This is a genomic window from Vibrio hepatarius, from assembly GCF_018860525.1.
Lineage (GTDB): Bacteria > Pseudomonadota > Gammaproteobacteria > Enterobacterales > Vibrionaceae > Vibrio > Vibrio hepatarius_B.
The window spans coordinates 1-25,945 of sequence record NZ_JAHKPM010000008.1; the positions used below are offsets into that span (position 1 = coordinate 1).

A 25,945-nucleotide genomic window follows, 5' to 3' on the forward strand; every position below is an offset into this window, starting at 1 on the left:
ACCTAAGCGGAGAAGAGCCGAAAAAGTAGGTCAATTAATGACAAGAAAAATTAGTCCTGAGTCATAGGCTAGAACGTTTTGGGGCAGATATGAGCTAGAGCTGCTGTATTAATAACCTGAAGCCATGGTCGTTTGTTGTATGCCTATTTCAAATGCTGGCGAATCCTTTTGGCAAACATCCCTTTGAATTTAAGTAAGTTATCGATATGCCACAATTTAATTTCAGAGAGAGCACTTCCGTCTAAAATTGAACCCTCACGATAAACAGCCACTCTAGTAGCTCTCTTACCATCGATTGGTTCCCATGAAAGTTCACTTCCAAATTCATCCTCAATTTCTGCTTTGCTCTCGATCAAATAGTTCAAGCACGACTCGTTTTGATCAGCATTACCCAAGTCGATATAAAGCTCTGTTCGAACTTTATTGCCTTGGCAAAAATTTGCACCATAGTTTATACCAGTGATTCCTGAAGCAAATGAGTACCAATTCTGAGGTTGACCTGCCTTGGCTGACGTAAATTTATGCTCGCATCGAAGCTCATCAATTAACCCTTGGAAATACTCACGGTACTTTTCGGATTTGACACTCATTTTTTGAACAGACTTGCTGGCAGACTTACTCTTTTGCCATTCGTTTGGAAATACTACAGGTTTTAGATTAAAAGCGGGCTTTGAGTCATCAATTTGAATTACTTCAACAACAACCGCAAAAAATTGAGTCTGACTGTCTGTTCGGTGATTCAACCAATCTAAGGCTTGACGGTGCTCTTCACGAATTGTTTCAGCAACCCAAATGACGAATGAAGCATCGAAGCCAGCCGCATATGTCAGTAGCTTACCTAGGTGATCATGGTCAGTTTGAGAAAACTGGTTTTCTATAATGACGTTTTCAGCTGACCCGAGATCCTTAGCTAAGATATCAAGAGAAAAATTCCCGACACTTGCTTCTTCTTGAACTAGCTCAAGCTCCAAACCAACAGCGTTTCCCAATTCTTCGATGTTTTCCGCTAGCCAAGGAGTAAAATCTTGCGCTTCATGTGCCCAGATATTCCGTAAAGGGACTTTCTTCAACTCACCAAACATACGTAACTTCCTATTTTCTCCGACTGGCATATAACAGTATCTTTAAACTAGACATATTCCATATGAATGCAGATAAAAAACGCCAGATAAAGTCACTTATCATATTGTTTTATTTAATTAAAGATAAAACACAAAATTTAAAATAAAAATGGTTTCAGTATAACTCTTCATACAAAACTGATTGCATTTTTGGTCATTAGAAATAATAGGTTAAATGATGACAAAAGAAATGTGTACAAAATATTTTACTAAGAAACTTTGGGGCATTTCTGTGTTTTATGCCCCATCAGCAAGCCTCTGGACAAAAGCACGTTAGAACATGGATTCTAACGTGCTAATTTTAAATTATTAAGCAGACTCTATTTAAGCCGCAGTAGTGTAGATAGCAATTCTTTGGTATCAATAACGCCAGCAATATCATTTAATGCCCCTAGCCGTAACTCATATGCTCCTTGAATTTGTGGCACTTCATAAACCAACCTAAACTCTTTTTGCCATTTATAGTTAGAAAATTTGTGAAATGGAGTCAACTTAAAATGACTCTCCCCACGTTCAACATACTGAATTAAACCTGCACTTTTTAAGGAGCTATCAATAGCATAGATGGTCTCATCGTTTGCGACTCTGGCTATCAACCGCTCAAAAAAGTGCGCTAGATGTCGACCTTCGATTATCACAGCTTTATCTCCGAAATTTTTAAAACTTTGATCTAAAAAGAACGGAAATGCTAAGTCGTCAAAAGTTATAGCTGTCATGCAGTAAAGCTTAAATTCATCAACGTGGATTTCTCTACTATCAACTTTGCCAATAATTCCATCTAGCTTACGTCCATCTTTGATAATATCAACATCTCCTGCCCGAAGACTTGCTGATAACCCTTCATGTTCATCAGCCCTAAGAGCTAAGTTTTCATCTTCGTAAGTACGGAAATAGCCGAGAGTGTTCATGTAGAGTAACCCTTCATCGACAAAGCTAGACACATATTTGGAATCAATAAACTTTATTAAGCAAGCTACATTTGATAATTCAAGGCTCATTTATACTCCATACTTAGCTCTACTAAGGCGTGAAGCTCGCTACCATAAGATTTGATTAGATCACCATAAAAACGGAACTAGACTCAAACCATAGATGCCATGCGTGCAGAATCACTCTTAAATATTTGTTATACAACGTTTACGTGTTTGTCTATGATATTTCTAACTTCTTCAAGGCGATAATAACTCTTTTGCGAAAAATAGGCAGAAATGTCATTAGCCATAGGCCTAGCCAGCTCAAGAAGTTTTGCCTTTTTCATATCTTTTTCTATGCGCTGAAGTATACCCTCAGTTGATTTAGCTGCTGTAAGCCTCGAAAGAAATAGCTCGTAAGCGTAATCAGTTATTGGATTGCCATTAGGTGTGTGACCATGAACCTCTTCATCATCGTCTTCAAGAACCAGTTTTAAAGTTTGAAACTTAAAGTTGACTATAAATCAAAGTGACAATCCCAATAAGAAGCAAACAACTAGTGAATATTCTTAGATAACTTCTTCGCTTACTACTTGTAACTGTTTGTTCAAGAATGTCTATTCGTGTTTCTAGCCTATTTAGTGACGACACAACGTCAGACATATCATTCGATGACAAAGAGGCATACACGAGGTTTGTACCCACACCACCAAACAAAAAAGTAACCGATACACTCAAAAATGCAATTATTACCACAACATCTTGAATCTGATCTCTTAGATTATTGGTTGTCATATCTTCATTTGCTACGTCAATCAACATTGTTGAAGCGTAGCCTATCCCAGCGACAAGTAATGAGGCATATATAATGAGACAAATGCCGCCACAAAACTTTGCAAATTTAGTTATAAAATCGCGTGTGATAAAAAGGATAAAAAAGCCCGCGACACAATATAAAGCAAACATAAGCAATATCTTTTTCAAACTTAAATCCATAGTACTCCCTCTATATAAATCATAAGCAACAGAGCGTGCATCATACTATGGTGTTTGTGAATGGCTAGGCTATATCGCAGATGCGCTTCATAGTTTATGAAAGGAACATGTGTTGTTTTTATGGAACAACCCCCATTGTTTTACTATTTCTTCAGCAGGGCAGCGATGAGTTTATTGTAATGGGACAGGTCTTGCTTCTTGTCACCCATTAGTTTTTCTGTATCAAATATAACCGATGACCTTTATTCAAACTCCGGCTCGTAACCCCAAAAGGGGCATTAGTTAGTCATGGATGTGGGCTAAACCTTATGCTCCCTTACCTCAATTTGTTTGAGCATTGCTTCGAGTTCGACTGGTGAGGATAAGCCAACGCCGGTTTGTGATACGGCGAGTGCGCCCATGGCGGTTGCGTTGGCGAGTTGTTTCTTGGGCTGGCTAAACTGGCTGGCCCAGCAAAATGCGGCGACCACGGAATCGCCCGCGCCTACTGTGCTAACAGGCTTTAGGACTGGAGAGGTTGATAGGAGCACCTGCTTCCGGTTTACCCAAATTAGGCCTTTCTCGCCCATCGAAAGTAACACATTATCGACTCCTCGGTTTACCAGTTCCATGGCAGCCTCAGCGCCCTCGGAGATGGTAACAATAGGTTTGCCAAGTAACTCAGATATTTCTGCTTCGTTGGGTTTGATCAACCATGGCTTTGCGGCAGTCCCTTGGCGTAACATCTCCTTGCTGCTGTCCAAAACAATTTTTTTGCCAAGACGTTTTAGCTCTTTAATCCAGCTGACGACAATATGCGGGTCGAGATTACTCGGTAAACTACCGGAGAAAATAAAACCTTGATGAGTATTGGCAAGTTTAAGTAACCGCTTATGCAAGAGGTCAATATCAACTTGAGTGACGGCAAAACCATTAAAGTTGATATCGGTGGTATCGCCAGACCTATCATGGATTTTGATATTGGTTCGATTGGTTCCAGCAACCATAACAAAGTTGTTGTTTAAACCACGTTGCTTAAACATAGCTTCAAACAATTCGCTATTATTTTGCCCCAAAAAGCCGGTTAATGTGACTTGTGCGCCCAGATCAGATAACACTCGACCTACATTAATGCCTTTACCGGCAGCGTCACGCTGCTCCTCTTTCACTGTATTGACTTGGTTAACCGCAAATCCGTTAGCCGTCGCAGACAGGTCAATTGCAGGGTTGAGCGTAACTGTGACCCATTTAGTTTGTTTCACAATATTTCCTTTAGTTCATGCATAGCGTTTGTGAGAAACAGCGCTTAATCAAAAAGTCCATCCCTGACTGGCAAGATATTGAGTTAGGGTATCCACCACTAGTTGATGATCCTCATATTGAGGCAAGCCAGACACTGAAATAGCCCCAACCACACCGGTGCCTTTAACTATGAGTGGAAAGCTTCCGCCGTAAGGAGCAAACTGCTTCTCATCAACAAAAGAAGCTTGCCCTATCGTCTTTCCTTTGGTTTTGTAATATTGCCCCATATACCAAGAGCTATGCTGGAAGCGCTCAACCACATTGCGTTTTCGCTCAATCCAAGCTTGATTGTCTGGGGTTGTATTTTGCATAGCAAAGCTAAAAAGACAGTGGCAGTTTTTCACTATTTCTATCGCGACGGCAACTGAACGCTGCTCTGCATTTTCTCTTAATAAGCACCCTAACTCCCAAGCCGTTTGATGGCCAAAGGATTGAAATTGCAACTTAGCTTCTTGGGCAAGTAGTTGATTTAAGTCAGTGATCATAAACGCTCCTTCACACGAATAATACGCGGCTTATACTAGCTCAAGATCTTGTTTTAAAAGCGCTTCAATTTGTTCAGCTGTACTTGCCGTCATTAGCCTATCTCTAAAATCAGCGTGCATGATTTTACGAGCCAACTTAGAGAAAATTTTCATGTGTTGATCGCCTGCGGCATGTTTGTTTAGGGTTAACATAATAATGAATTGAGCTTGCTCATCGCCCCATTCAATTGGCTTAGCCAAACGGCACACACTAATGGCGGATTGTTCAATATGCTCACTCTTGGTATGAGGGATGGCAAAACCAAACCCTAAACCGGTTGAGAAAACATCTTCACGCGCCCAGAGATCATCTGCCAATTTATTGGGATAACGGCAGCGGCCAGTCACAAACAAGTTATCCGCCAAGGTTTTTATCACTTCTTCTTTGCTGCGAAGGTCGCGATCTAGGCTAATGCAGTCTTTCGATACCATAGGCGCCTGGGTTTGGTTCATTCGAAACTGCGCCAAAATGTGTTCTACTTCATGTATGGTGCGACAATCCATCGCTCGATTAAGCAGTTGGCGACATTCACGGCTATCGAGCTTTGCAATGCGCTCTTTGGTCGCGGCAATACTCGGAGCACTCATACTGATCTCATCAAGGCCTAAGCCAACCAATAGTGGTAATACGGAACCTTTAGCGCCTAGCTCGCCGCATAAGCCAATCCATTTACCATGCCTATGTACCTCGCGCACAACATGGTCTAAGGTACGTAAAAATGCAGGGTTCAAACTGTTGTAGTGTTTCGCCACTTTGTCATTGTCACGGTCGACCGCCATTAGATATTGAGTTAAGTCGTTGGAGCCAATTGAGAAAAAATCAATTTCTTCACAGCACTGATCGATGATAAACGCCACCGAGGGGACTTCAAGCATAATGCCAAGCGGTACTCGCTCTGCAAAAGGGGCTTCTTCTTTACGCAGTGCTTGACGCACTTCCGACAAGACATCTTTCACCCATAAAATCTCTTCCATGGAAGAAATCATCGGGATCATAATTTTTAAATTGCCGTGGGCCGACGCTCGCAAGATAGCGCGCAGCTGGGTTTTGAATAGGTCAATAAACTCAGAGTAGATGCGCACCGCGCGATAGCCCAAAAAGGGGTTATTTTCTACGGGGATGTTTAAGTAGCCAACCGGTTTATCACCACCGATATCTATGGTTCTGACGATAATGGGTTTGCCGTCAGCCGATTCAATCGCCTGACAAAAAATATTATAAAGTTCGTTTTCATCCGGCGCACATGAGCGATCCATATAAAGCATTTCAGTGCGAAACAAACCCACGGATTCAGCGCCATGTTCGAACGCTTGGGGCGCTTCCACTGAATGGGCAATATTGGCTGCAACTTCAATCGCTTTACCATCATGAGTCTTCGCTGCTAAGTCTCGATATTTCGCCTGCCGAGTGGCTACGATATCTGTTACTTTTTGCTCTTGAGAGTAATAACGCTCCACCGAGTCCGTAATTTCGGTCACAACCGCGCCCAGATGACCATCAACTATGACGGGCCGACCGATGCTTTCGTTAAGTTGTCCGGCGTCCAACCCAATAATGGTTGGGATCGCAAAAGAGCGAGCAAGAATTACAGTGTGAGATGTGCTGCCGCCACTAGTAAGAATCAGCCCTTTGAGTAAGGATTTATCGAGTTCTAAAAACTGACTGGGCGTCAAATCTTCCGCTAAGCACACCGTTGGCTCTGAAAGTTGAGTTTGGCTGGCAAAACGTTCATCACCATAAATACTCTGGAGCAATTGATAGCAAACATCTCGAATATCAAGCTCACGTTCATTCATGTAATGGCTTGTGGATTTTTTGACCATATTGGCAAAGTGCTGTGCTGTCATAATGATGGCATCAGCGCAACTTTGACCTTCAATCAGATGGCTTGTTAACGTCTGTTGAAACTCAACATCATTAGCAATCGATACATGCGCTTTCAACACTTCACTTTCCGTGCATTGCGCAGATTCCAACTGGATTGAAATTGACTTGATCACCGATTCCAAACCATTTTTCATTTGCAACTCTTCATCGCTTAGGGCGAGCATGGGTGGCAAATCATTGAGGTTGTCAAAGCTTACTGCCCCCATCATGCATAGTGTTCCACGGCCTATTCCATGACTGACTGAACGGCCTTGATGGTGTTTAACTTCAAGATTGGCAAAATTTCGTGGTAAAGGGAGCAGGTCGATCTGATGTCCATCTTCGGCGCTTTGTAACGGTGCATCACAATGAGAAAATTCATTGCTTAAAAATCGCTGTAGCTGCTCCATCGCCATATCTTCATCTTGGCCTTTGATGGTAATTAAGCACTCATCGCCAAGTAATGTGTCTGTTCCAATAAGAGACAATACACTTTTCGCATTGCCGCTCATTCCTGTGCGCTGATTTTGCCAAGTAATATCTGAGGAAAATTGGTTACATAGCGCTTCAACATGGCTAGCTGGGCGAGCATGGACCCCATTGGATAATTCACAAGAAAAAGAGAGGGTTTTCATTTCGTACTGTCCTTTTACTTCAACGCCACACATGGAGAGGATTTCAAAACAATACCAAATCACCCCATTTCAGCAATTGGACAAAAACACTAATTACTGGATTTTTGTTATATAGGGGCCTAAGTGTGAAGGAAATCAAATTTACTATCTGTGTTAATTCGTCTAGGTGTGAAATGGCAATGCGACAGTGAAAATTACAACTATTCACTTGATTTAAAAGCATATTTCTAAATATAACAGTTAAAGATGATTCTGGACAAGAATGTAGATAGAGATCAAACTTTTCCTAAACCCTAACAAATATCCAGTAAATAGCACAAAAATCCTCTAACGAGACAGCACAAATACTCACAATATTAGGTTCAAAGCTCAACTCGCCGATCCCGTTAAAACCGATCCAATAATGACACTTTGGCCACAAGGACAGGTCTATGAATGATTTAATCACCATTGTAAAGGACACCAGAAGGCACCTAATGACAGGCGTCTCCCATATGATCCCATTCGTTGTAGCAGGTGGAATTCTGCTCGCAACCTCTGTGATGCTCTACGGTGAAGGTGCTGTGCCGAAGGAAGGGACAGGGTTACACGACCTCTTTTCCATAGGAGTCGCTGGCTTTCAACTTATGATACCTATCCTAGCCGCTTACATCGGTTATTCCATTGCAGATCGCTCAGCACTGGCACCATCTGCAATCGCCGCATTTATCGGCGCTGATATGTATAACACAGGCTTCTTTGGTGCAATTTTTGCAGGTCTGCTTGGTGGCATTGTCGTGTTTTATTTGAAAAAAATAAAAGTCCCGACTTTTGCACGCTCTATCATGCCCATTTTTGTGATACCCATTGTAGGAACCTTTATTACTGCTGGAGCCATTGTATGGGGGATCGGCGAACCGATTGGTAATGCAACCGCTGCATTAACCGACTTCTTAAAGAGTATGCAAAACGAAAGCATCATTCTGCTGGCAATCATTATGGGCGGTATGATCGCATTTGATATGGGTGGCCCAGTAAATAAAGTTGCTTTTGCATTCGTCATTTTGTGTGTTGGTGAAGGTATTTACAATGTTGCAGGTATATCATCTGTGGCGATCGCCATTCCTCCAATTGGTATGGGTCTTGCGACGTTTTTAAACAAAAAGCTTTATGATGCTAGCGAACAAGAAGCTGGTCGTGCGTCTATCCTCATGGGAACTATGGGTATCACAGAAGGTGCCATTCCTTTCGCAGCAGGTGACCCTATTCGCGTTATTCCTTCCATTATGATTGGTACTGCTACTGGTGCAGTAACCGCGGCTCTCATTGGTGTAGAAAGCTATGCCGCATGGGGCGGTCTGATTGTTTTGCCTGTCGTCGATGGTCGCATAGGATTCATCCTATCTTTGGCTGTAGGCTCATTTGTAACCGCATTGATGGTCAACTTCTTAAAAGCTCGTCGACCAGTCATTAAAGAGGCTGAAGAGGAGTCCGACGATATCGACCTAGACATCGAAATAGGCTGATCTTATTCAATGGAAACTGGCCTGTAGCGCCATTAACTTCTGGCTATAAAAATAAAAGATAAGGAACAAGATTATGACTCATATTGTGGCAGTAACAGCGTGCCCGTCAGGCGTTGCACATACCTACATGGCAGCAGAAGCTATTGAAGCTGCAGCTAAAGTAAAAGGTTGGAAATGTAGAGTGGAGACCCAAGGCTCAATTGGTATAGAAAATCAACTCACGGAAGAGGACATTAAGGCAGCAAATATCGTCATTCTAACCAAAGACATTGATATTAAAAACAGTCAACGATTTGAAGGTAAAACCATTGTGCGTATTGGTGTAAGCGATGCAGTAAAACGCGCCGACACAGTCTTGAATAAAATAGAAGCTCATTTATCCAAATCGACCGCTTAAAGGGTATTAAGACTGCATTATTAATCTGGTTGGGGCTAGGCACTTTTCGCTATCACGTAGGCCCCTATTGAATTTACATTCGTCTACATAGCTTGAATCTTATCATCCAAGCTATCAAGTCACTGCAGGAGAATCATTGTGACTAAAAAAATACTCATTACAGGCGCAAGGGGCTTTTTCGGCACTCGTTTTATCAATCGATATAAGACGGAATTCAATATACTCGGTTTAGGCTCTGACCAACTTAATATCACAGATAATGACTCTGTAGCCAAAGCATTGGCTAAATTTAAGCCTGACTATGTGATTCACGCTGCGGCTATTGCCACTACTGATTTTTGTAATCAACACCCTGACCTTGCCTACAAGGTAAATGTACAAGGTGCAGTCAACGTTGCAAATGCATGTAAGGCACATGACTCTAAACTTGTTTTTATTTCTACAGAGCAAGTATTTAATGGTAACCCTGAAGCGGGTCCATACAGCGAAACGGATCAGCCAATTCCAGATACAGTCTACGGGCATAACAAACTCGAGGCAGAACAAAAGCTGCTCGCTATTCATGAGGAAACATGGGTTCTTCGTTTCACATGGTTATTTGGCTTACCAGAGCGTCATACCAGCATTAATCCCAACGTTATATGGAATGCTCTACAAGCGCTCCTCAATGGCCAAGTGATGAAAGAGCGCAGCAACGAGTTTCGTGGACTCACTTATATTCATGAACTTATTGAGCAATTCCCAAGGATATTTAATATCCCGTATGGTATCTATCACACTGGAGCTCATAACTCAGCCAGCAGGTATGAAATAGCACAACACATCCTCACTGAGCTTGGTCAAAAAGCACGTTTACCAGACATACTAGAAGTTAATGATGCGCCAAAAACACGTGATGTACGCTTGAATACGACCAAGCTCGCCCACCACGGTCTGCAATTTACTGAAAGCAAAAATGCCATCAGTCAGTGCTTAAAAGAATTCCAGTTTAGATAAATATATGCAATAGGGAGGGTGATGTTTTCGTTTTCGCAGCTTCATATAGTAAGTTCGGTCTCCCTAATTTGATCAGCGTAAAATCTACAATTAAGCGATCTTTGTTCCATTTATATAAACATTAATTAACAACCTGAACACAAACCATGCCGGGTCAGGTCAAATAGCAGTGCAATCATTGGGCATCACCACACAACCAAAACAAGGAACGCCAATTTGAAAATCGTGGGAGTTACCGCATGTATTAGTGGCGTAGCACATACCTATATGGCCGCCGAAGTACTTGAAAAAACATGCAAGAAAGCGGGCTACAACATCTCGGTTGAAACCCAAGGCGCACTTGGCAGTGAAAATCACCTTGAAGAAAACGTGATAAGTGACGCAGATGTGGCCGTTATTATCGCAGATATCAATATCGAGGGGGTTGAACGATTTAGTCATACACGCATAGTCCGTTGCTCCATCGCGCATTTTTTAAAAAACAGTAGTCATGTGTTACAGGCTATTGAAAAAATACGTAATGCTCCACCCAATGCCGAATTGATCCTTTAACTCCCTACTTTGATGCTAGAGCTTAGATACTGCGTGCGATACTCAGATGGAGATCGTGCGGTTTGATTTCTAAAGACTCGACAAAAATAATTACTGTCCTTAAATCCACAGCGATGCGCCACTTCCTTAACCTTCATATCGTACGCAATGAGTAAGTACTTTGCCCGTTCAAGTCGAACATGATTCAGGTATTCGTTAAATTTAAGTTGGCCTTCTTTTTGAAACAATTGCGATAAGTAATTAGGAGAGACATAGAAGTGCTGGGCTACAGATTCGCGTGTCAGTGGTTCATGATAATGCTGCTCTAAATGCTCCCTCACCGCTTCAAAAAGTGCGTGACTTTTCGAGATGTTTTCAACTGGCCTTTCAATAAGATCAAGGATATGGCTAAGCAAGCTGCTGATCAACAAACGTTTCGTCTCTTGACTTTCAGGCTGCTTAATAGCTTCTTCTATCGCATTGAGAATGCAAGCCCCAATTCTTGGGCCGCGACGAAAAACACTTTCTTTAATCGCCGAGTCAAACTGAACACCATCCCAGCTTAGTAAACTCATACCAAAGCTTTGTTTACCCGCCATAACTGTCAGGGTTACAACAGGCTTGTCCCACAGAGGTTTATTCCAGCTTTCTGCGGGCAAATACAACACGCCCCCTTGCTTTAAGGTACAGCGAGTGTCGACCCCTTGACTGTTACCTACCTCCATATCTAACTCACCTATCAATACCATTTCTACACGTGGAAAATGAACCTGATAGGCTAACTGAGGTGGTTTAGGTAAGCTGCCTGCAAAATAAACATTACTAATATTTTCGGTATGCTTCGCATAGTGATTTAGAGCTTCATGTAAATATTTTTTATCTAGCATAATCGATAATTATGTCTTGTGTATGAGGTAGCAACCTTCTCTATTTTAACGCTTGAAGCGTTGCTCTGTTTGCCTTTGAATACGATAATCGAACCGATAAAAATAGCATACGTTTTAAATCACACTTTCCATTAAAGCCAACAAAAATCCAGCTTTTCGAACAATTACCCTGCTTAAATACTTTGCTCAGTCTATTAACTTGGTTATCGAAGTCAGAACCCAATAACTTGAGAAGGTACCCATTATGACACAAACCGCTCAACAATATTTAAGCGCACTAGGTGCTGACCTAGAACTTCCTGAAAAGTTGAAACAAGAACTCGACACTCTTGGGTTCACTATCATCGAGAATGTAGTGGATGCAGACTGGCTCGAAGAAATGCGTCGCACCATTGACATGTTAGTTGATCGCGAAGGTGAAAACCTCGCCATTGAGCATCATCAAGAAGAAGGGGTGACCAGAGTTGCCAACCTTATCAATAAAGGAACGGTGTGGGAAAAAGTCTGGGCGCACCCACTAGCACTTGCAGCATGTAAGCACATTTTTGCCGGTGGCTTCAAAATCTCAAGTCTTAATGCTCGAGAGGCACATCCAGACTGCGGCCATCAACCACTCCATGCCGATTGGAAAAAACCACGACCGGACTTTCCCAAAGTCCACCTAGTCAATTCAATTTGGGCAATAGACGACTTAACACGTGAAAATGGTGCACCACGAATTATACCTAGTACCCACCTACGTAAAGAGTTGCCGGAAGATGTGCTAGACAACGTTGACGGCGAGCACCCAGATCAAGTCTATCTAGAGTGTCCAGCTGGCAGTGTAATGATATTTAACGCACACACGTGGCATAGCGGAACAATCAACTATTCAGGGGCGCGCCGTCGAGTATTACATGGTTTGTATATTGACCGTGATGATGTGCCTCAGCAAGACCAAAAAAAATGGCTCTCTGAATACACGGCAAGCCGATTAACCCCCGCACAGAAGTGGCTTTTAGATGTCGATTAATAGTCGCTTTTATTCATTCGTAGTTGGTAAGAATTGAGGAATAACTTCCATGTCTGTCTATAAGCTCAATAATGTCATTCAAACCTATTCGTGGGGAAGTATAAGGTCGTTGCATGAGATGTTTAATATCGAAAACCCTGACCATATGCCGCAAGCCGAAATGTGGATGGGAGCTCACCCGCTTGGGTGCTCTCGTATTTCGGAACAAGGCATTAGTCTCACCGATTTGCTGACTAAAAACTCAACCACTATGCTCGGAAGCTATACCGCAATGCGCTACGGAGAACTTCCCTATTTGCTTAAGGTTATCGCGGCAGATTCACCGCTATCTATCCAAGTGCACCCAAATAAACAACAAGCCGAGACAGGTTTCCAACGGGAAAATGAGCTTAGCATCCCCATTAACGCCAATCATCGCAACTACAAAGACGCCAACCATAAACCTGAGCTCGTCTATGCTTTAACGTTTTTTTCTGCTTTAAATGGTTTTAGGCCTATTGATGAAATCATTCACCTGTTTGAAGAAGCAAATATTGATACTTTAAGGCCATTTCTTCAAATGCTAATAAACCACCCTAATGAAACTAGCCTTCGTTCTTTTTTTAAAGAGATAATGACCCTAACAAATCACGAGAAACAAAACGCGCTGTCTGAAATTAAACGTGCGATTGAAACACCTCCCAAAAGTCGTTTGGCAAGAGAAGCATGGCAGACGACAAAAATAGTAATGACTCACTATCAGAACGATATGGGACTATTTGCACCTTTATTGCTAAACATTGTTGAATTAGCGCCCGGAGAAGCCATGTTTCTTCATGCTCAAACACCTCATGCCTATCTATCAGGAACCGCTTTAGAAATCATGGCCAACTCAGACAACGTACTAAGAGCAGGCCTTACTACAAAACACATTGATATCAAAGAGCTTATCAATAACCTGTCTGTAAAGCCGACTCAAGCTTCGCGCTTAATTATGTCGCCAATAGAAAAACCTTTTCGGCTCACTTATCCTATCCCTGTTGATGATTTTTGTTTTGATATTGTGTTATCAACAACCGAGCAGCAAGTCTTCTATATAAGAAGCGCAGAAGTACTGTTCTGCATCGAAGGGCAAATACTGATTGAGGCAGAACAGCATTCATTGAGGTTAGAAAAGGGAGAGTCTGCATTTGTCACCTGTGATTGTCACTCATATTACATCAGTGGTGTTGGTAAACTTGCACGGGCATACAACTAGAACATTTAAAAAGATCTAGCAATTGCACTATTTGAGAGAAATAATATTTTCTACAAATACAACAAACCCCAGCATTTCTACTGGGGTTTAAAATGTGGCGGTGAGTGAGAGATTCGAACTCTCGATACGTTGCCGTATACACACTTTCCAGGCGTGCTCCTTCAGCCACTCGGACAACTCACCAAATCGAATTTTGGTTGGTTTCGCTTACCAACGAGGCGCTAATTTAATGATTCTATTGGAGTAGGTCAAGCCTATTAGTTAAAAAAAGTCTTACTCAATGATTGTTTGATTATTTAATAACTGATTAGAGCGGATTTTATCCGCTCTAATGTATAAGGTATATGATTAAAAGCTAATCTTGGTGAGTATTAAGTGAGACGGTAAGTACGTCCAAATCTGATTGGGTAGGTACTTCTCCGTGGGACAATTTTTCCTGTACAGCATTAAGCGTTTGCACAAGTAAAACATCTTTTAGGTCAGCCAGTTCAGTTCTTAACCTCTGAAAATACTCTTCAGCAAGGGGAATATCTTTGTCTTCTAATGCCATGAATAGGTTAACTAGCAAAGGTTCCATCTGCTGTGGTTTCGCGTCTTTTCTTGCCAGTAGACCAGGCTTATATTGATAAAGCCTGTCAGAGAAACGATATAACGCATCATCGAGCTCAGTTTCATCAATAGGTTTTGAAATGACGTAATCTACCCCAGAACCAACCATGCGTTCACGCGTCTCTTTAAATACATCAGCGGTACAACCAAGTATAACGATTTTGGTTTTAGAGCTAGTGAGCGCTCGAATGGCAATCGTTGCTTCAACACCATCCATAATCGGCATGTGGTTATCCATAAGGATAAGATCGTAATTATGGTTCACTATTTTTTCGACGCAAATCTCCCCATTCTCAGCGACCTCACACTCAAACCCTTTGCTGGTCATAAAGGTATTCATAATTATCGCATTGGTTCGATTGTCTTCGACAATCAGTGCTTTAAGACCTTGGTAATTGAGGTTTTCATGTTCTTTGATATCCAGTAAACGAGGCTCACACTGCTCCATCTCAAGTGTCACTCTAAAACTGGTACCAATACCCACTTCACTAGTGACCGTTATCTCCCCATTCATGAGTTCACATATTTGTTTTACTATCGCGAGACCAAGACCAGTTCCACCAAAGCGTCTTGTCGTCGACGATTCAGCTTGTTCAAAAGGGTTGAAAATTTTGTTATGAGCATCTTTAGCTATACCTATTCCGGTGTCTCGGACTTTAATTTCTAGGAAATTACGTCCCTCTTGCTTAATTTCCCGAAAATAGACTTCTACGTAGCCACGTGAAGTAAATTTCACCGCATTATTGAGCAGGTTAAACAGCACTTGGCGCAAACGTGCTTTGTCAGATAAATACCACCGCCCTTTAAAGACCTCGGAGTACACTTTAAACTGCAGACCTTTTTCAGAACACAATGTAAAGTATACGCTGTTCACACTGCCTAAAATAGATTCAAGCGGAAATGGATGTTTTTCAAGCTCTAAATACCCTTGCTCGATTTTTGAAAAGTCCAAAATCTCATTCAGTAACGTCATCATATGATCGCCCGAGTCATACAGGGTTTTCATATGTTTAAGCTGTTCTTGGCTCAAGTCTGTTTTCATCAGTATTTGCGCCGTGCCAAGTACACCATTCATAGGAGTTCGTATTTCATGCGATAGCGTCGCTAAAAAAGCACTCTTTGCCTTGGTCGATATTTGAGCTTTTTGTTTTTCTTGCTCTAGGAATTTTGTCTTTTGATTGAAAGTGTCTATTAGTTGGCGTATTTCATCTTGGCTATTATAGCGAATATGGATTGAGCCTCCGGCACGAGAGTTATTTACTTTTTCAGCAATGAGTACAATCGGAGAGATCAAAAAGCGGTTAATAAGCACATAGCCCATCATGACGCATGCCAGCATAATAGGAATAATACCTGCTTCAACCTTGGTTACCACATTGAAGGCTTCTTCATCAACGAATCGATTGGAGTTGACGACATCAATATACCATTGAAAATCACCAAACTCCGTACTGCCCATATAGATATCTTTGACAACTTGGAAGTTGTAGTCTGTTATCACATCACCGTATGAATCTTTAAGTACAACTCCTAATTCATATTCTTGAGCATGTTTATTAATGAACTCGATAAGGCTTTCCAACGAGATATCAATGGTCGCCACTCCTCCCGGAGCACCATCGATAAAATATGACGACGACGCCGTAATCATTTGAACATGAGTAAACGGATCAATATAAACTTGTGACCAAATCACCGTCCCCGCAGGCTGATCAACCACAGAGGTATACCAAGATTCTTTATCGTAGCCACCAGACTCAGGATTATCCCAAGAGAAAACCTGATCCACCTGACCATCTCGAGCTCGGTTAAAGAATAAGCTCTTGTAAGCTTTATTTGGGTTAATGGAATACGGAATTGGCCATAGCCCACCACTCACAACGACGCCATCAAGCACTGAAAATAACTCAAATAACATTTCTGCTTGATGCTCCTGAGAGTCAGCGGTATTTCCAATGCCGACAACGCTCTGCAATATGCCAACAGAGCTATTAAGCGGCTCTTCAATCTCAGCTGCTATCAGTTCTGTTCGTAAGTCGAGATTCTTTTCCAACTGATCTCGAATTGGAGGCTCAACAACTAGATAACTCACTGATCCTATGATGGCAATCACTATGACTAAATAGACTGTGAGAGCTAAAAAACTTTTTCTTTTTAGCGAAGAACGTATTTCCATAAGCCTTTGAATTTTTACTGTTTCGATTAAATTATAGCGAATATACGCAAGCTGTGGCCTTTTTATGTCTAGTTTGGGCTGTTATTATTACCCCAAATTGATATGACCGTTTGGTATTTATTTTGACTTTAAACGAAATACTCGCCCAACCAGAGCTAAAAGATAAGCTAATCAACGAACCTAAAACCCAAGGTTTTGTTACTGCGATGGCCGCCGCACCTAACATTCTTCCTCCTCAAGAATGGATTCCACTTTTATGGGGAGGTGACGAAGTTGCCCCGTTCACCGATGGTGAACAACTCGAAAGTTACATTGAATTAATTATCGCAATGTGGAATCAATGTCGCCCAGATTTGCTTGAAGATCAATGGGTATGGCCACAAGAATGTAAACTGGATGACGCTGATATTGTTAATCAAGAAGCGCGTGATTTTTGTGAAGGCTTGCTGCAAGGCTGGCAACTAACCAAAGATGACTGGCAATCGATAATGCCTGAAGACAGTGAGGATAACGCATTACTTGGTGGCGTGCTGTTATCTATTAGTATGTTGTATGATCCTGAGACCTGTTTAGCCACGCTCGCTGAACAAGGGGTTGAAGGGCTAGAGCAATTTGAAGAAATCTTCAATGCTATTCCAGCCATGCTATGTGGGCTCACAGGTCGCGGTGCCCTTCTCATTGAACGATGATATATAATCAATAAAGCTGGCGCTTTGAATGCGCCAGCTTTTTATTTTCATCCATGAACAACAGCTAAAAACTTAAGATTATGCCTTGTCGCGCTTTCTAGCCCTAAGAGCGAAGCCAAACATTGCTAATAGCATCATACCAAGAGTGGTTGAACCACCTCCTTTACCACCATTATTTAACGTTTGAGCATTTCTATCTTCATAGGAATATACGATTGAAATTGGTAATTCACTCGAAATTTGGTGATCGGTCATTATTCTAACTATTGCTTTATCTGAGTTAGTATAAACGGTTGACGCATCTATTTTGATGTCTATCGTACAAACGTCACCCTTCTCCAGGAACGCAGTACAATTATTAGCCATCAAAGTAACACCTGATGGAACTTGGACCGATGTAACACTAAAAGTAGGATCATTAGGGTCATTAGGGTCAATCAAGTTTTTAACTTCCAGTGTGCGAGAATGCTCACCACTTTTAGCCTTCAATAAAATGTCAGGCGAATGACTCACGCCTGAAGTGTTTTTCTCAATCCAGCCATTGGTATTGAAGTAACCAACATTGGAATATACGCCGTAGGCATTAGCCTGCGCGCAGCCCTTTCCCCAACTAACAATTCCGACCTGTTTGACTCCTGCACCATCTTCTATTATTAACGGTCCACCACTATCTCCTTGACAAGTGTCTTTTCCTCCATGTTCTTGACCTGCACAAATCGCATCAGAACCAATATTAGCATAATCATCATCAATAATTTGGCAGGTTCCTCTGTCTACATAGGATAAATTCACTTGCCGAAGAATGTCTGAAGGGTATCCACCAAATGAAGTATCCCCCCAGCCCGCCGCCGTCAATATGCTTTTTGTATCTAAGGCACTAACTTCTACTTCAGTAGCAAGTACGACTTGGGGTGTGGTAACTGTATTTTCTAATTCAATAATCGCAATGTCATTAGCAAAGGTGGTAGCATTGTAGTCACTGTGGATATAATAGGAACGAACAGACTCAGGTGTAGCAAAAAGCCTCTCCAATGTGGTCTTAGGCCCCACATATACTTTCAAATCAGTAGGGCTCTTTTCCCTAACGCAATGTGCTGCGGTTAAAACATACCTATCACCGATAAGGCTACCGCCACAAAATTTATTACCAATGTCGACATAAGTTATAAAAGGCCACTCCGACGTAGTTGCTGGTTTACCACCAACAATTCTTGCACTAGCCATTCTTTCTGTATTTGCATGATCTTGAGCTAATGCGGTCAAAGAAGTGACTAAGCCTACCACCGCCGTCAGTACTATTTTTTGCATATAGTTATTATTCCATTCATTCATAATTAGAAAAAAGAACGAAGAATAATAAATCAAATAAATAAAGCAATATTAAAAATGTTAATTGCATAGTTTTTGCAATATAGGTCCCACTCCTGAGGCATGGAAAAGCTATGTGAATACACCTCTTCAAAAATGGTTTACTCATACAAAATAACGAGATAGATCAATAAAAAGAGGCGCTCATAAAGCGCCTCTTCATTTATTTGGTGATAGCTTCACCAATAGGATTGTTGATCGTAATGTTTTTGTTAGCCATACCACGCTCTAATGGAAGCTCGAAGCTTTGATAGGCGAACATTTTCTGCAATGATCTGCTTTTAACCGAATGATAGAAATTTTGGCGGTTTTTTCTGTCTTACTATCAACTCTAATCGCAAAGTCTTGGTTATGACTGCATCCGCTGGCAAGTGCTTCAAACACAATTGAGTCAGCGTTAATATTGTAACTAAACAGAGGAACTGCAACAGTTTCATCTAATTGCATTTCGCTCTTTGTATGGCATGCAGAGATAACCAAACCACATATTGCAACAAATAAGCTAAACCAAAGCTTACGCATTACGCTGCTCTCTTGCTCTTAGACCGAAGCCAAATAATGCTAGAAACGCCATAGCCAAAGAAATAGAACCACCTTTACCACCACCGGAACCTTGTGATTGAGATTTTGGTTCTGCAAATACAATATTCATCGACAAATCACCAGCAATCCGATGATCTGTGCTCACTTCTATTGTGGTACGATCGGAGTTTCCAAGCGCGACGGAAGCATCAACCTTAACATCAATGGAGCAATCATCACTAGTATTTAAAGTTGCTGTACAATTATTAGTGACCAAAGTAACACCAGCAGGTACGGTAATATTTGTCACATTAAAGGCTTCAGTACTAAAGTTTCTAATTGGCAAATTAATATCATACTCACCACTTCGAGTTTCAAATATCGTATTTTGCGTATAACTCACGCCAATAGTATTTCTTTCAATCCAGCCATTGGTTTTAAAGTAACCTACATTAGCATAAACACCTGGCGAATTAGGCTCTCCACAGCCTTCGCCCCAACTCACGACACCCACTTGCTTATAACTAGTGCCATCTTTAACTACTAGAGGGCCACCACTGTCTCCTTGACAAGAGTCTTTGCCTCCCGCTAGGTCACCTGCGCAGATAGCATCATCACCAATAGAGGAATAACTTCCCCCTAAATTTTGACATGTACCTCTGTCAACATAAGGCAGATCAACTTTATAAAGAGTATTAGGGAAAGACCCGAAAAAACTTGAAGTATCTTGGTTACCCCAGCCGGTAACGGTAAGCGTATCACCTGAATTCAGGTTATTCACCTCAGTTTCTGATGCTAAACCAACTCGAGGTGCTACGATTTCGCGCTCCAACTCAACGATCGCAATATCATTATCATCATTAAAGTCTTGATGCATATAATAGGAGCGAACTCCAACGCGTTGTCCTTCAGTGGAAATATGGGTGAGATCATGTGTACCCACAGCTACATCAAAATCACTCGATTTTTCACCCTCAACACAGTGAGCTGCCGTTAGAACATATCTTCCACCAATAAAGCTTGCCCCACAAAACTGTCCACTGTGTGAATCAGTGGTTGACTTAGTCACCAAAGCAGCCATAAAAGGCCAGTCGTTTTTTCCAGTAGTCGTCCCTCCGATAATTCTTGAGGTAGGACCATTTTCAGGTTTTTTCAACTCATCAGCCGCAGATATAAGCGGTAAGCATGAACTTACAGCTAGGACCATTAGCTTTTTGTGCATTTTACTTCCTATTCATTCAGTAGTTTAAAGAATTAACTATTAAATTCTCGGAAGGATTTTGCTGTGGATAGGGTTTCTGTGGTATCAGGTCAACACCTGATTTAGAGTTAAAATTCTAATATATTTGATGAATAAATGATTATTTAAAAGCTATGTATTGGAGATCAAATGTCGTTTTTTTCATCAAAAAATTGAATGGTTAAAGGCTATAAAGGGCTACAATTAGCCCTTTATAGTAATAATATGGGTATATAATTTACTATTATTTGCTTAATAACGTCCAATTAAAAGCTTCAATACGCTCGTCAGCAATATAAAATAAACGACTTCCCGCGGATACTGGGGAACTCAACTTAGGGTTAAGCTTTATACCTGAGCCAGTATCAACCGCAATTAGTGTCGCTTGGTACTCTTTTTTAATAAACGTAAACAAAGATTCTACCTTAGTGTCATTAGCATCTTGTGGGTACAATGTTGAATATTGAGTCATACCCCGAGTAGAGGCTAGTAGCTCTTGATGAAGTGCACTTGAACCCGGATCAACGGCAGCTTTGGCAAGCATTTCAGCACCCACAGCTGGAATACATTCTGCTTTAGGACAGTGCTGACTGAGAAGATGGCCTAATGCTTCATCTTTGAAGTATGCCAAAAGGTGGGCATTGGGGTTAACGCTAGAACAATAAAGCGCGGCTGAAAGGGTAATATCATCTTCTAGATTGTCAACGATGATACAACTTGCTTGTGTGACATTCGATAGCGCCATCTCCTGTGTATCGGTGTAACTGGTTACTTTTACAAAACCAATTTCCCCCGGCAATGGGTTTTCGATTTCTGAACGACAGCACAAGACGATTGGCCTCTTTCCTTCTTCTTCATGTTGCAGCATACGAATCAGATGTATTGTCCGTTGGCCGTTCCAACCTAAAAGTAATATATGATTTTCCATCCTAACTCTCCGCTTGCCCAATATTCCCGCTCGCCAATACTCAATTGCCCCCGATGCAGCTCTACCCAAAACAGCAGCAAATAAACTTAAACCACCAGGAATAACAAATAATGCGACTACCCATTTTCCCATATCTGATGCTGGTGATAGATCGCCATAACCAACCGTTGAGGCTGTCACCATCAAGTAATAAATAAACTGTGCTCGGTTTTCTATCAGTTCCTCCTCACCAGCAAACAAGAGTAACCACCAAGAAAGCACAACATATAAAACACTTAATATAAGGATGTTTTTATTACTGATATGAAAGACATGTGACTTAAACCATTTTTTAACAACTAACCATATGCCCATGAGCGCACCATAGATTCAATAAGGTGAACGAATATAAAGCACACTATGATTAATCAAAGCTAAACGACAGCACCAAAGCTATAAATGTGACTTATATCTAGATATTAGGATTGTTAACCAAGGTTCCCACTACATACACATCACCACGCACAAATGAGGCAAGGAAACCTAGTTATTGATGGCCAATTTATGATGTTATAGATTTTCAAAAGTACCAATACAAAGTTACACATTATGCCAATTATTCGAAGAGAAACCAATGAAGCTTAGAACATTCAATACCAATGATTACAACCTGCTTATTCGCTGGATTGATTCAGAGAAACTCAATTATCAATGGGGAGGCCCTAGTTTTGACTTTCCTCTCGATATCATTCAAATAGATAAGCACTGCGCTCAAGCCGCTGTTATCCCATTTATATTTGTTGTAGAGGATAGCGAAGCCGGTTACGTTGAATTAGTTAAGGTTTCAGATGAAAGCTTTCGTATATGCCGTGTGTTTTTATCAAACCATGTTCGTGGTCAAGGTATCGCTAAGATAATGTTAAAACAACTAATGGCACTCGCAAAGGAACAACTTCAAGCTAAAGTTCTATCTTTGGCAGTATTCAAAACAAATACCGTTGCCAAATGCTGTTATGAATCATTGGGCTTTGTCGTGACGTCTCACGAAATCGTAACGCCATCATGGGATGGTGAAAAGTGGGACCTGCTCATTATGGAAAAGTCGATATAAAATGAAGCTGAGTGTGTCATCGATAGAACTTAGAACATCAAATATTTTATCGTCCATTTAATAACACTATTATTTTATAAATAGCCGTTATTTTCAACAAAAACTTGTTGTAAATTAGTTAAATAGTATAAGGTCTTCACATACCACCACCTCAAATCTTTGGTTAGAAATACAAAGTGGCAGTTTTGCTGTACATCAAGAAAGCATATCACCCCATATACATTTGGGTACGATGTCGCACAAAATCGGCAGAGTGCACTAGAATGAAACTTGTTGCATTAACCTCTTTGTCAATTTGCCTTGTTGAAGGCTAAAGAAAAATTTAAGGAATAAGGCCATGCCACTACCGACAAACGTCAACTACCCAATGCCAAGTAAGACCTCTTTTTTAAATAAAACTGACTGGCAACTTGATCCCGATAGAACTGTCCTGCTGATCCATGACATGCAGCGCTATTTTGTCGATATTTATAGCTCAGACTCAGTTTTACTGCCCACACTCTTAGGAAATATAGCCAAGATTAAAGAGTGGGCAAAGCAAAAAAACATACCCATTATTTATACTCAAATAACGTTCAATGCAATCAGTAATACGCATGCTTTAATTGAGGACTTTTGGGGGTTTGAAGAAATACCACCCTGCTCAAAAATGATTGCTCCCTTTGTCGCCCCTGAAGAGGGAGATATAGTCATTAACAAATCTCATTACAGCGCTATGCAATCTGATGATCTTGCTCAACACTTACATCAGTTAGGGCGAGATCAACTTCTAATCACGGGCCTATATGCCAATTTAGGTTGCAGAATTACCGTTACAGATGCACTTAAGAAAAACATCCAAGCTTTTCTAGTCAGCGATGCGATCGCAGATCTATCTTACCAAGATCACCTTAATGCGCTCAGTTATGTAGCAAACTACACAGGGTATGTAATTAATACACAAACTGTGTTGGAGCCTAAGTCGGTAGTAAGCTATCAATGGCTGTATGAAAAGGTAGAAGCGCTGCTTGAAGAACCAACGGGGTTAGACCCAGAAAAAAACCTTCTGATGTATGGTTTAGACTCACAGCGTATGATGCGTATTGCTTCAGAACTTAATCAACTTGGAATAAATATCAATTTTGAAGAACTAAGCCATGAACCAAGTATTATTAACTGGTGGTCTCTATTAGAAGAAAAGAAAAAAACCATATTAATCGGATAATATTAAATAGCATAAAATAATTTCCGCGCACGCAACATTTGCGTGCGCTTTAAGTCCATTTCGACCACGAATCACAGGCAACGTAATGAAACTATCTAATGAAAATCTCAATAGACTTAATGAGTTTTTGTCGATATTGTTAAGAAAACCAACGTGGTGCTGATTCTCAAATTTCAGCCAGTAAAGGCATTTATCAAACGCTAGGGCATAAATGATCACAGTTACTTAGTGGAGACAAGCAAACAGTAGCGATTGCCCGAGGCCAATACATATAGCCTATGTTTTGCGCTACCGAGTAAAAGTAGACACGGCCAAACACCAAATTGTTGGCAACAAATTTTTAGTAAGGGTTTCTTATGATGTCATTAATACTTCTCATGCTCTTTATTGCAATGCTTTGTGCATTCACTGGTAAGAAGTCTTTGGGCTATGGGGTATTTACCGTCTCATTAGTATTAAGTTTATTCTGGTTTCACCATCATGCAAATGATGCGCTTTCGATATTATTATGAGGATAGGTGCAATGAATCGTAATCACATAAGCTTATTCAATACCTTAGGTCTATTTGGTATGACCTTAGTACTCCTGATTGGGTTTATTCTCCAGTTTGCACTTCACGAGTTGCCATGTCCACTATGCCTGCTCCAACGGATCGGATTTATCATGGTGATGTTCGGTTTTCTGCTCAACGTAAAATATGGTCCTGAGCAGAGACATTATGGTGTAGTGCTGATCGGTGCGTTATTTGGCGCAGCAACTTCACTGCGCCAAATATCCCTACATGTGATACCTGGAACTCCAGGTTACGGTAGTCCTGTATTAGGTATGCACTACTATACTTGGGCGTTTATTTTGTTTGCTGCAACCATTTTAGCTGTTGCAATACTTTTGATGATGTGGAATCAAGAATGGAACTCAGAATCATATACTATCAGTATGCTTGGACGCTGGGTTTGTCTCATTGCTTTGGCTGTTGTGGCACTCAACATACTGTCCACCTTTGCTGAGTGTGGACCGTACCAATGCCCTGATAATCCCATAAACTATTGGATGTTTAGTTAACCTTAACTTAATTCGGAAACTTAAGAAGCCAGCTATATTAGAGCTGGCTTTTAATGACACTATTATGCATTACCTTTTACTTTAATATTAAGTTGCTCAGCAAAATCGAGCATGCGATTAAGTGGGATCAACGATTTGACACGTATTGCCTCATCAACAAATATTTCGTGTTTCTCCCCACCATAACTCAAAGCCTCCTCTATTGCCTGTAATCCATTCATCGCCATCCAAGGACAATGTGCACAGCTACGACAGGTCGCTCCTGCACCCGCTGTTGGCGCTTCGACTAATTCTTTTTCAGGTACCAACTGTTGCATCTTAAAGAAGATACCTTTATCAGTTGCAACAATCAACTTTTGGTTTGGCAACTCTTTTGCCGCTTTTATTAGCTGACTTGTCGAACCGACGGAATCAGCTAAAGCAACTACACTTGCAGGTGATTCAGGGTGCACTAAAACAGCAGCATCAGGGAAAACACCTTTCATTTTACGCAAGGCGTCGGCAGAGAACTCATCATGAACAACACACTCACCATTCCATAGCAACATGTCCGCACCAGTCTTATTGGCAATATAGGATCCTAAATGGCGGTCTGGTCCCCAAATAATTTGCTTTCCTTCAGAATCAAGGTGCTCAACGATGTCCAATGCAATACTTGATGTCACTACCCAATCAGCACGAGCTTTAACCGCCGCCGAAGTATTGGCATAAACAACCACAGTATGATCTGGATGGTCATCACAAAACGCTGAGAACTGATCCGCTGGGCAGCCTAAGTCAAGGGAACATTCTGCTTCAAGTGTTGGCATAAGAATATTTTTTTCTGGTGTTAGAATCTTTGCAGATTCACCCATAAAGCGTACACCACCAATGACTAAAGTACTCGCAGGGTGACGATTACCAAACTTAGCCATCTCTAATGAATCGCCAACAAAACCACCCGTTTCTTCAGCTAATGCTTGGATTTCCGGGTCAGTATAATAGTGAGCAATCAGTACTGCGTCTCTTTCTTTCAGCAGCAATTTGATATTTTTTATATGTGTCTGTTTTTTTTCATCAGACAATTGGATTGGCTTCGGAGGAAATGGATATACAGTTTCAATAGTTTCTAAAACGTGACTCATTGCTCTTGCTCTGGGCAACTTTTAATAATCCG

General features: G+C 41.2%; 25 protein-coding genes and 1 tRNA gene. 11 read left to right on the plus strand and 15 right to left on the minus strand.

Features of this window, described 5'->3' with window-relative positions; translation table 11 throughout:
* Positions 1-143: 143 nt before the first annotated feature.
* The 7 genes from KO511_RS01360 to ptsP all read right to left on the minus strand — a co-directional run bounded on the left by KO511_RS01360 (position 144) and on the right by ptsP (position 7,335).
* On the minus strand, positions 144-1,112 hold the full coding sequence (locus tag KO511_RS01360) for a DUF4268 domain-containing protein (protein WP_215985709.1): 969 nt from the start codon (positions 1,110-1,112) through the stop codon (positions 144-146).
* Between the two features lie 329 nt (positions 1,113-1,441).
* Entirely contained in the window at positions 1,442-2,119 is a 678-nt protein-coding gene (locus KO511_RS01365) for a hypothetical protein (protein WP_215985710.1), read from the minus strand.
* Positions 2,120-2,247: 128 nt separating this feature from the next.
* On the minus strand, positions 2,248-2,379 hold the full coding sequence (locus KO511_RS22385) for a hypothetical protein (protein ID WP_289847762.1): 132 nt from the start codon (positions 2,377-2,379) through the stop codon (positions 2,248-2,250).
* Positions 2,380-2,539: 160 nt separating this feature from the next.
* Positions 2,540-3,028 carry a hypothetical protein gene (locus KO511_RS01370; RefSeq protein WP_215985711.1) on the minus strand — a complete coding sequence of 163 codons (489 nt, stop codon included), beginning with the start codon at positions 3,026-3,028 and terminating at the stop codon, positions 2,540-2,542.
* Between the two features lie 299 nt (positions 3,029-3,327).
* A complete protein-coding gene (pfkB, locus tag KO511_RS01375; protein WP_215985712.1) occupies positions 3,328-4,269 on the minus strand; it encodes a 1-phosphofructokinase in 942 nt (313 codons plus the stop codon).
* A 48-nt stretch (positions 4,270-4,317) separates the two neighbouring features.
* On the minus strand, positions 4,318-4,794 hold the full coding sequence (locus KO511_RS01380; protein WP_215985713.1) for a heme-degrading domain-containing protein: 477 nt from the start codon (positions 4,792-4,794) through the stop codon (positions 4,318-4,320).
* A 30-nt stretch (positions 4,795-4,824) separates the two neighbouring features.
* Positions 4,825-7,335 (minus strand): phosphoenolpyruvate--protein phosphotransferase, encoded by a 2,511-nt coding sequence (gene ptsP, locus KO511_RS01385; protein WP_215985714.1) that lies wholly within the window; start codon positions 7,333-7,335, stop codon positions 4,825-4,827.
* Between the two features lie 431 nt (positions 7,336-7,766).
* Here ptsP and KO511_RS01390 point away from each other — a divergent pair, with 431 nt between their 5' ends.
* From KO511_RS01390 to KO511_RS01405, 4 genes are all read left to right on the plus strand, one after another.
* Entirely contained in the window at positions 7,767-8,840 is a 1,074-nt protein-coding gene (locus KO511_RS01390; protein ID WP_215985715.1) for a PTS fructose transporter subunit EIIC, read from the plus strand.
* A 73-nt stretch (positions 8,841-8,913) separates the two neighbouring features.
* Positions 8,914-9,237: a PTS fructose-like transporter subunit IIB gene (locus KO511_RS01395; RefSeq protein WP_215985716.1), complete on the plus strand. Its 324-nt coding sequence runs from the start codon at positions 8,914-8,916 to the stop codon at positions 9,235-9,237.
* Between the two features lie 138 nt (positions 9,238-9,375).
* Positions 9,376-10,233: an SDR family oxidoreductase gene (locus KO511_RS01400; protein WP_215985717.1), complete on the plus strand. Its 858-nt coding sequence runs from the start codon at positions 9,376-9,378 to the stop codon at positions 10,231-10,233.
* Positions 10,234-10,458: 225 nt separating this feature from the next.
* Positions 10,459-10,785 (plus strand): fructose PTS transporter subunit IIB, encoded by a 327-nt coding sequence (locus KO511_RS01405; RefSeq protein WP_354668144.1) that lies wholly within the window; start codon positions 10,459-10,461, stop codon positions 10,783-10,785.
* Here the strand turns inward: KO511_RS01405 and KO511_RS01410 are convergent.
* Positions 10,782-11,651: a helix-turn-helix transcriptional regulator gene (locus KO511_RS01410; RefSeq protein ID WP_215985719.1), complete on the minus strand. Its 870-nt coding sequence runs from the start codon at positions 11,649-11,651 to the stop codon at positions 10,782-10,784. The genes KO511_RS01405 and KO511_RS01410 overlap by 4 nt on opposite strands.
* A 244-nt stretch (positions 11,652-11,895) precedes the next feature.
* Here KO511_RS01410 and KO511_RS01415 point away from each other — a divergent pair, with 244 nt between their 5' ends.
* Positions 11,896-12,663, plus strand: a complete 768-nt coding sequence (locus KO511_RS01415) for a phytanoyl-CoA dioxygenase family protein (protein WP_215985720.1) — start codon at positions 11,896-11,898, stop codon at positions 12,661-12,663.
* Positions 12,664-12,712: 49 nt separating this feature from the next.
* Complete coding sequence (gene manA / locus KO511_RS01420) at positions 12,713-13,900, plus strand: mannose-6-phosphate isomerase, class I (RefSeq protein ID WP_215985721.1); 1,188 nt, start codon at positions 12,713-12,715, stop codon at positions 13,898-13,900.
* A 95-nt stretch (positions 13,901-13,995) separates the two neighbouring features.
* Here the strand turns inward: manA and KO511_RS01425 are convergent.
* Together KO511_RS01425 and KO511_RS01430 are read right to left on the minus strand one after the other, a co-directional pair.
* Positions 13,996-14,083 (minus strand) — tRNA-Ser (locus KO511_RS01425).
* A 172-nt stretch (positions 14,084-14,255) separates the two neighbouring features.
* Entirely contained in the window at positions 14,256-16,685 is a 2,430-nt protein-coding gene (locus tag KO511_RS01430) for a hybrid sensor histidine kinase/response regulator (RefSeq protein ID WP_215985722.1), read from the minus strand.
* 122 nt (positions 16,686-16,807) lie between these two features.
* On the opposite strand from KO511_RS01430, the gene KO511_RS01435 reads away from it, so the two are divergent.
* The gene (locus tag KO511_RS01435) at positions 16,808-17,374 is read left to right on the plus strand and encodes a UPF0149 family protein (protein ID WP_215985723.1); all 567 of its coding nucleotides are present in this window, start codon (positions 16,808-16,810) and stop codon (positions 17,372-17,374) included.
* A gap of 78 nt (positions 17,375-17,452) precedes the next feature.
* Here KO511_RS01435 and KO511_RS01440 read toward each other — a convergent pair whose 3' ends face one another.
* The 4 genes from KO511_RS01440 to KO511_RS01455 all read right to left on the minus strand — a co-directional run bounded on the left by KO511_RS01440 (position 17,453) and on the right by KO511_RS01455 (position 21,786).
* Positions 17,453-18,682: a serine protease gene (locus tag KO511_RS01440; RefSeq protein ID WP_215985724.1), complete on the minus strand. Its 1,230-nt coding sequence runs from the start codon at positions 18,680-18,682 to the stop codon at positions 17,453-17,455.
* 288 nt (positions 18,683-18,970) lie between these two features.
* Positions 18,971-19,264, minus strand: a complete 294-nt coding sequence (locus KO511_RS01445) for a hypothetical protein (protein ID WP_215985725.1) — start codon at positions 19,262-19,264, stop codon at positions 18,971-18,973.
* A complete protein-coding gene (locus KO511_RS01450) occupies positions 19,257-20,486 on the minus strand; it encodes a S1 family peptidase (protein ID WP_215985726.1) in 1,230 nt (409 codons plus the stop codon). The genes KO511_RS01445 and KO511_RS01450 overlap by 8 nt, the downstream gene beginning before the upstream one ends.
* A 262-nt stretch (positions 20,487-20,748) precedes the next feature.
* Positions 20,749-21,786: a potassium channel protein gene (locus KO511_RS01455; protein ID WP_215985727.1), complete on the minus strand. Its 1,038-nt coding sequence runs from the start codon at positions 21,784-21,786 to the stop codon at positions 20,749-20,751.
* A gap of 259 nt (positions 21,787-22,045) precedes the next feature.
* On the opposite strand from KO511_RS01455, the gene KO511_RS01460 reads away from it, so the two are divergent.
* The 4 genes from KO511_RS01460 (at position 22,046) to KO511_RS01475 (ending at position 24,789) form a co-directional block, all read left to right on the plus strand.
* Positions 22,046-22,522: a GNAT family N-acetyltransferase gene (locus KO511_RS01460; RefSeq protein WP_215985728.1), complete on the plus strand. Its 477-nt coding sequence runs from the start codon at positions 22,046-22,048 to the stop codon at positions 22,520-22,522.
* A 337-nt stretch (positions 22,523-22,859) separates the two neighbouring features.
* The gene (locus tag KO511_RS01465; protein ID WP_215985729.1) at positions 22,860-23,726 is read left to right on the plus strand and encodes an isochorismatase family protein; all 867 of its coding nucleotides are present in this window, start codon (positions 22,860-22,862) and stop codon (positions 23,724-23,726) included.
* Between the two features lie 356 nt (positions 23,727-24,082).
* Positions 24,083-24,238 (plus strand): DUF5993 family protein, encoded by a 156-nt coding sequence (locus tag KO511_RS01470; protein WP_215985730.1) that lies wholly within the window; start codon positions 24,083-24,085, stop codon positions 24,236-24,238.
* A gap of 11 nt (positions 24,239-24,249) precedes the next feature.
* Positions 24,250-24,789 (plus strand): disulfide bond formation protein B, encoded by a 540-nt coding sequence (locus KO511_RS01475; RefSeq protein WP_215985731.1) that lies wholly within the window; start codon positions 24,250-24,252, stop codon positions 24,787-24,789.
* Between the two features lie 62 nt (positions 24,790-24,851).
* Here the strand turns inward: KO511_RS01475 and nadA are convergent, their stop codons facing one another.
* Positions 24,852-25,913: a quinolinate synthase NadA gene (nadA, locus tag KO511_RS01480; protein WP_215985732.1), complete on the minus strand. Its 1,062-nt coding sequence runs from the start codon at positions 25,911-25,913 to the stop codon at positions 24,852-24,854.
* Between the last annotated feature and the right edge of the window lie 32 nt (positions 25,914-25,945).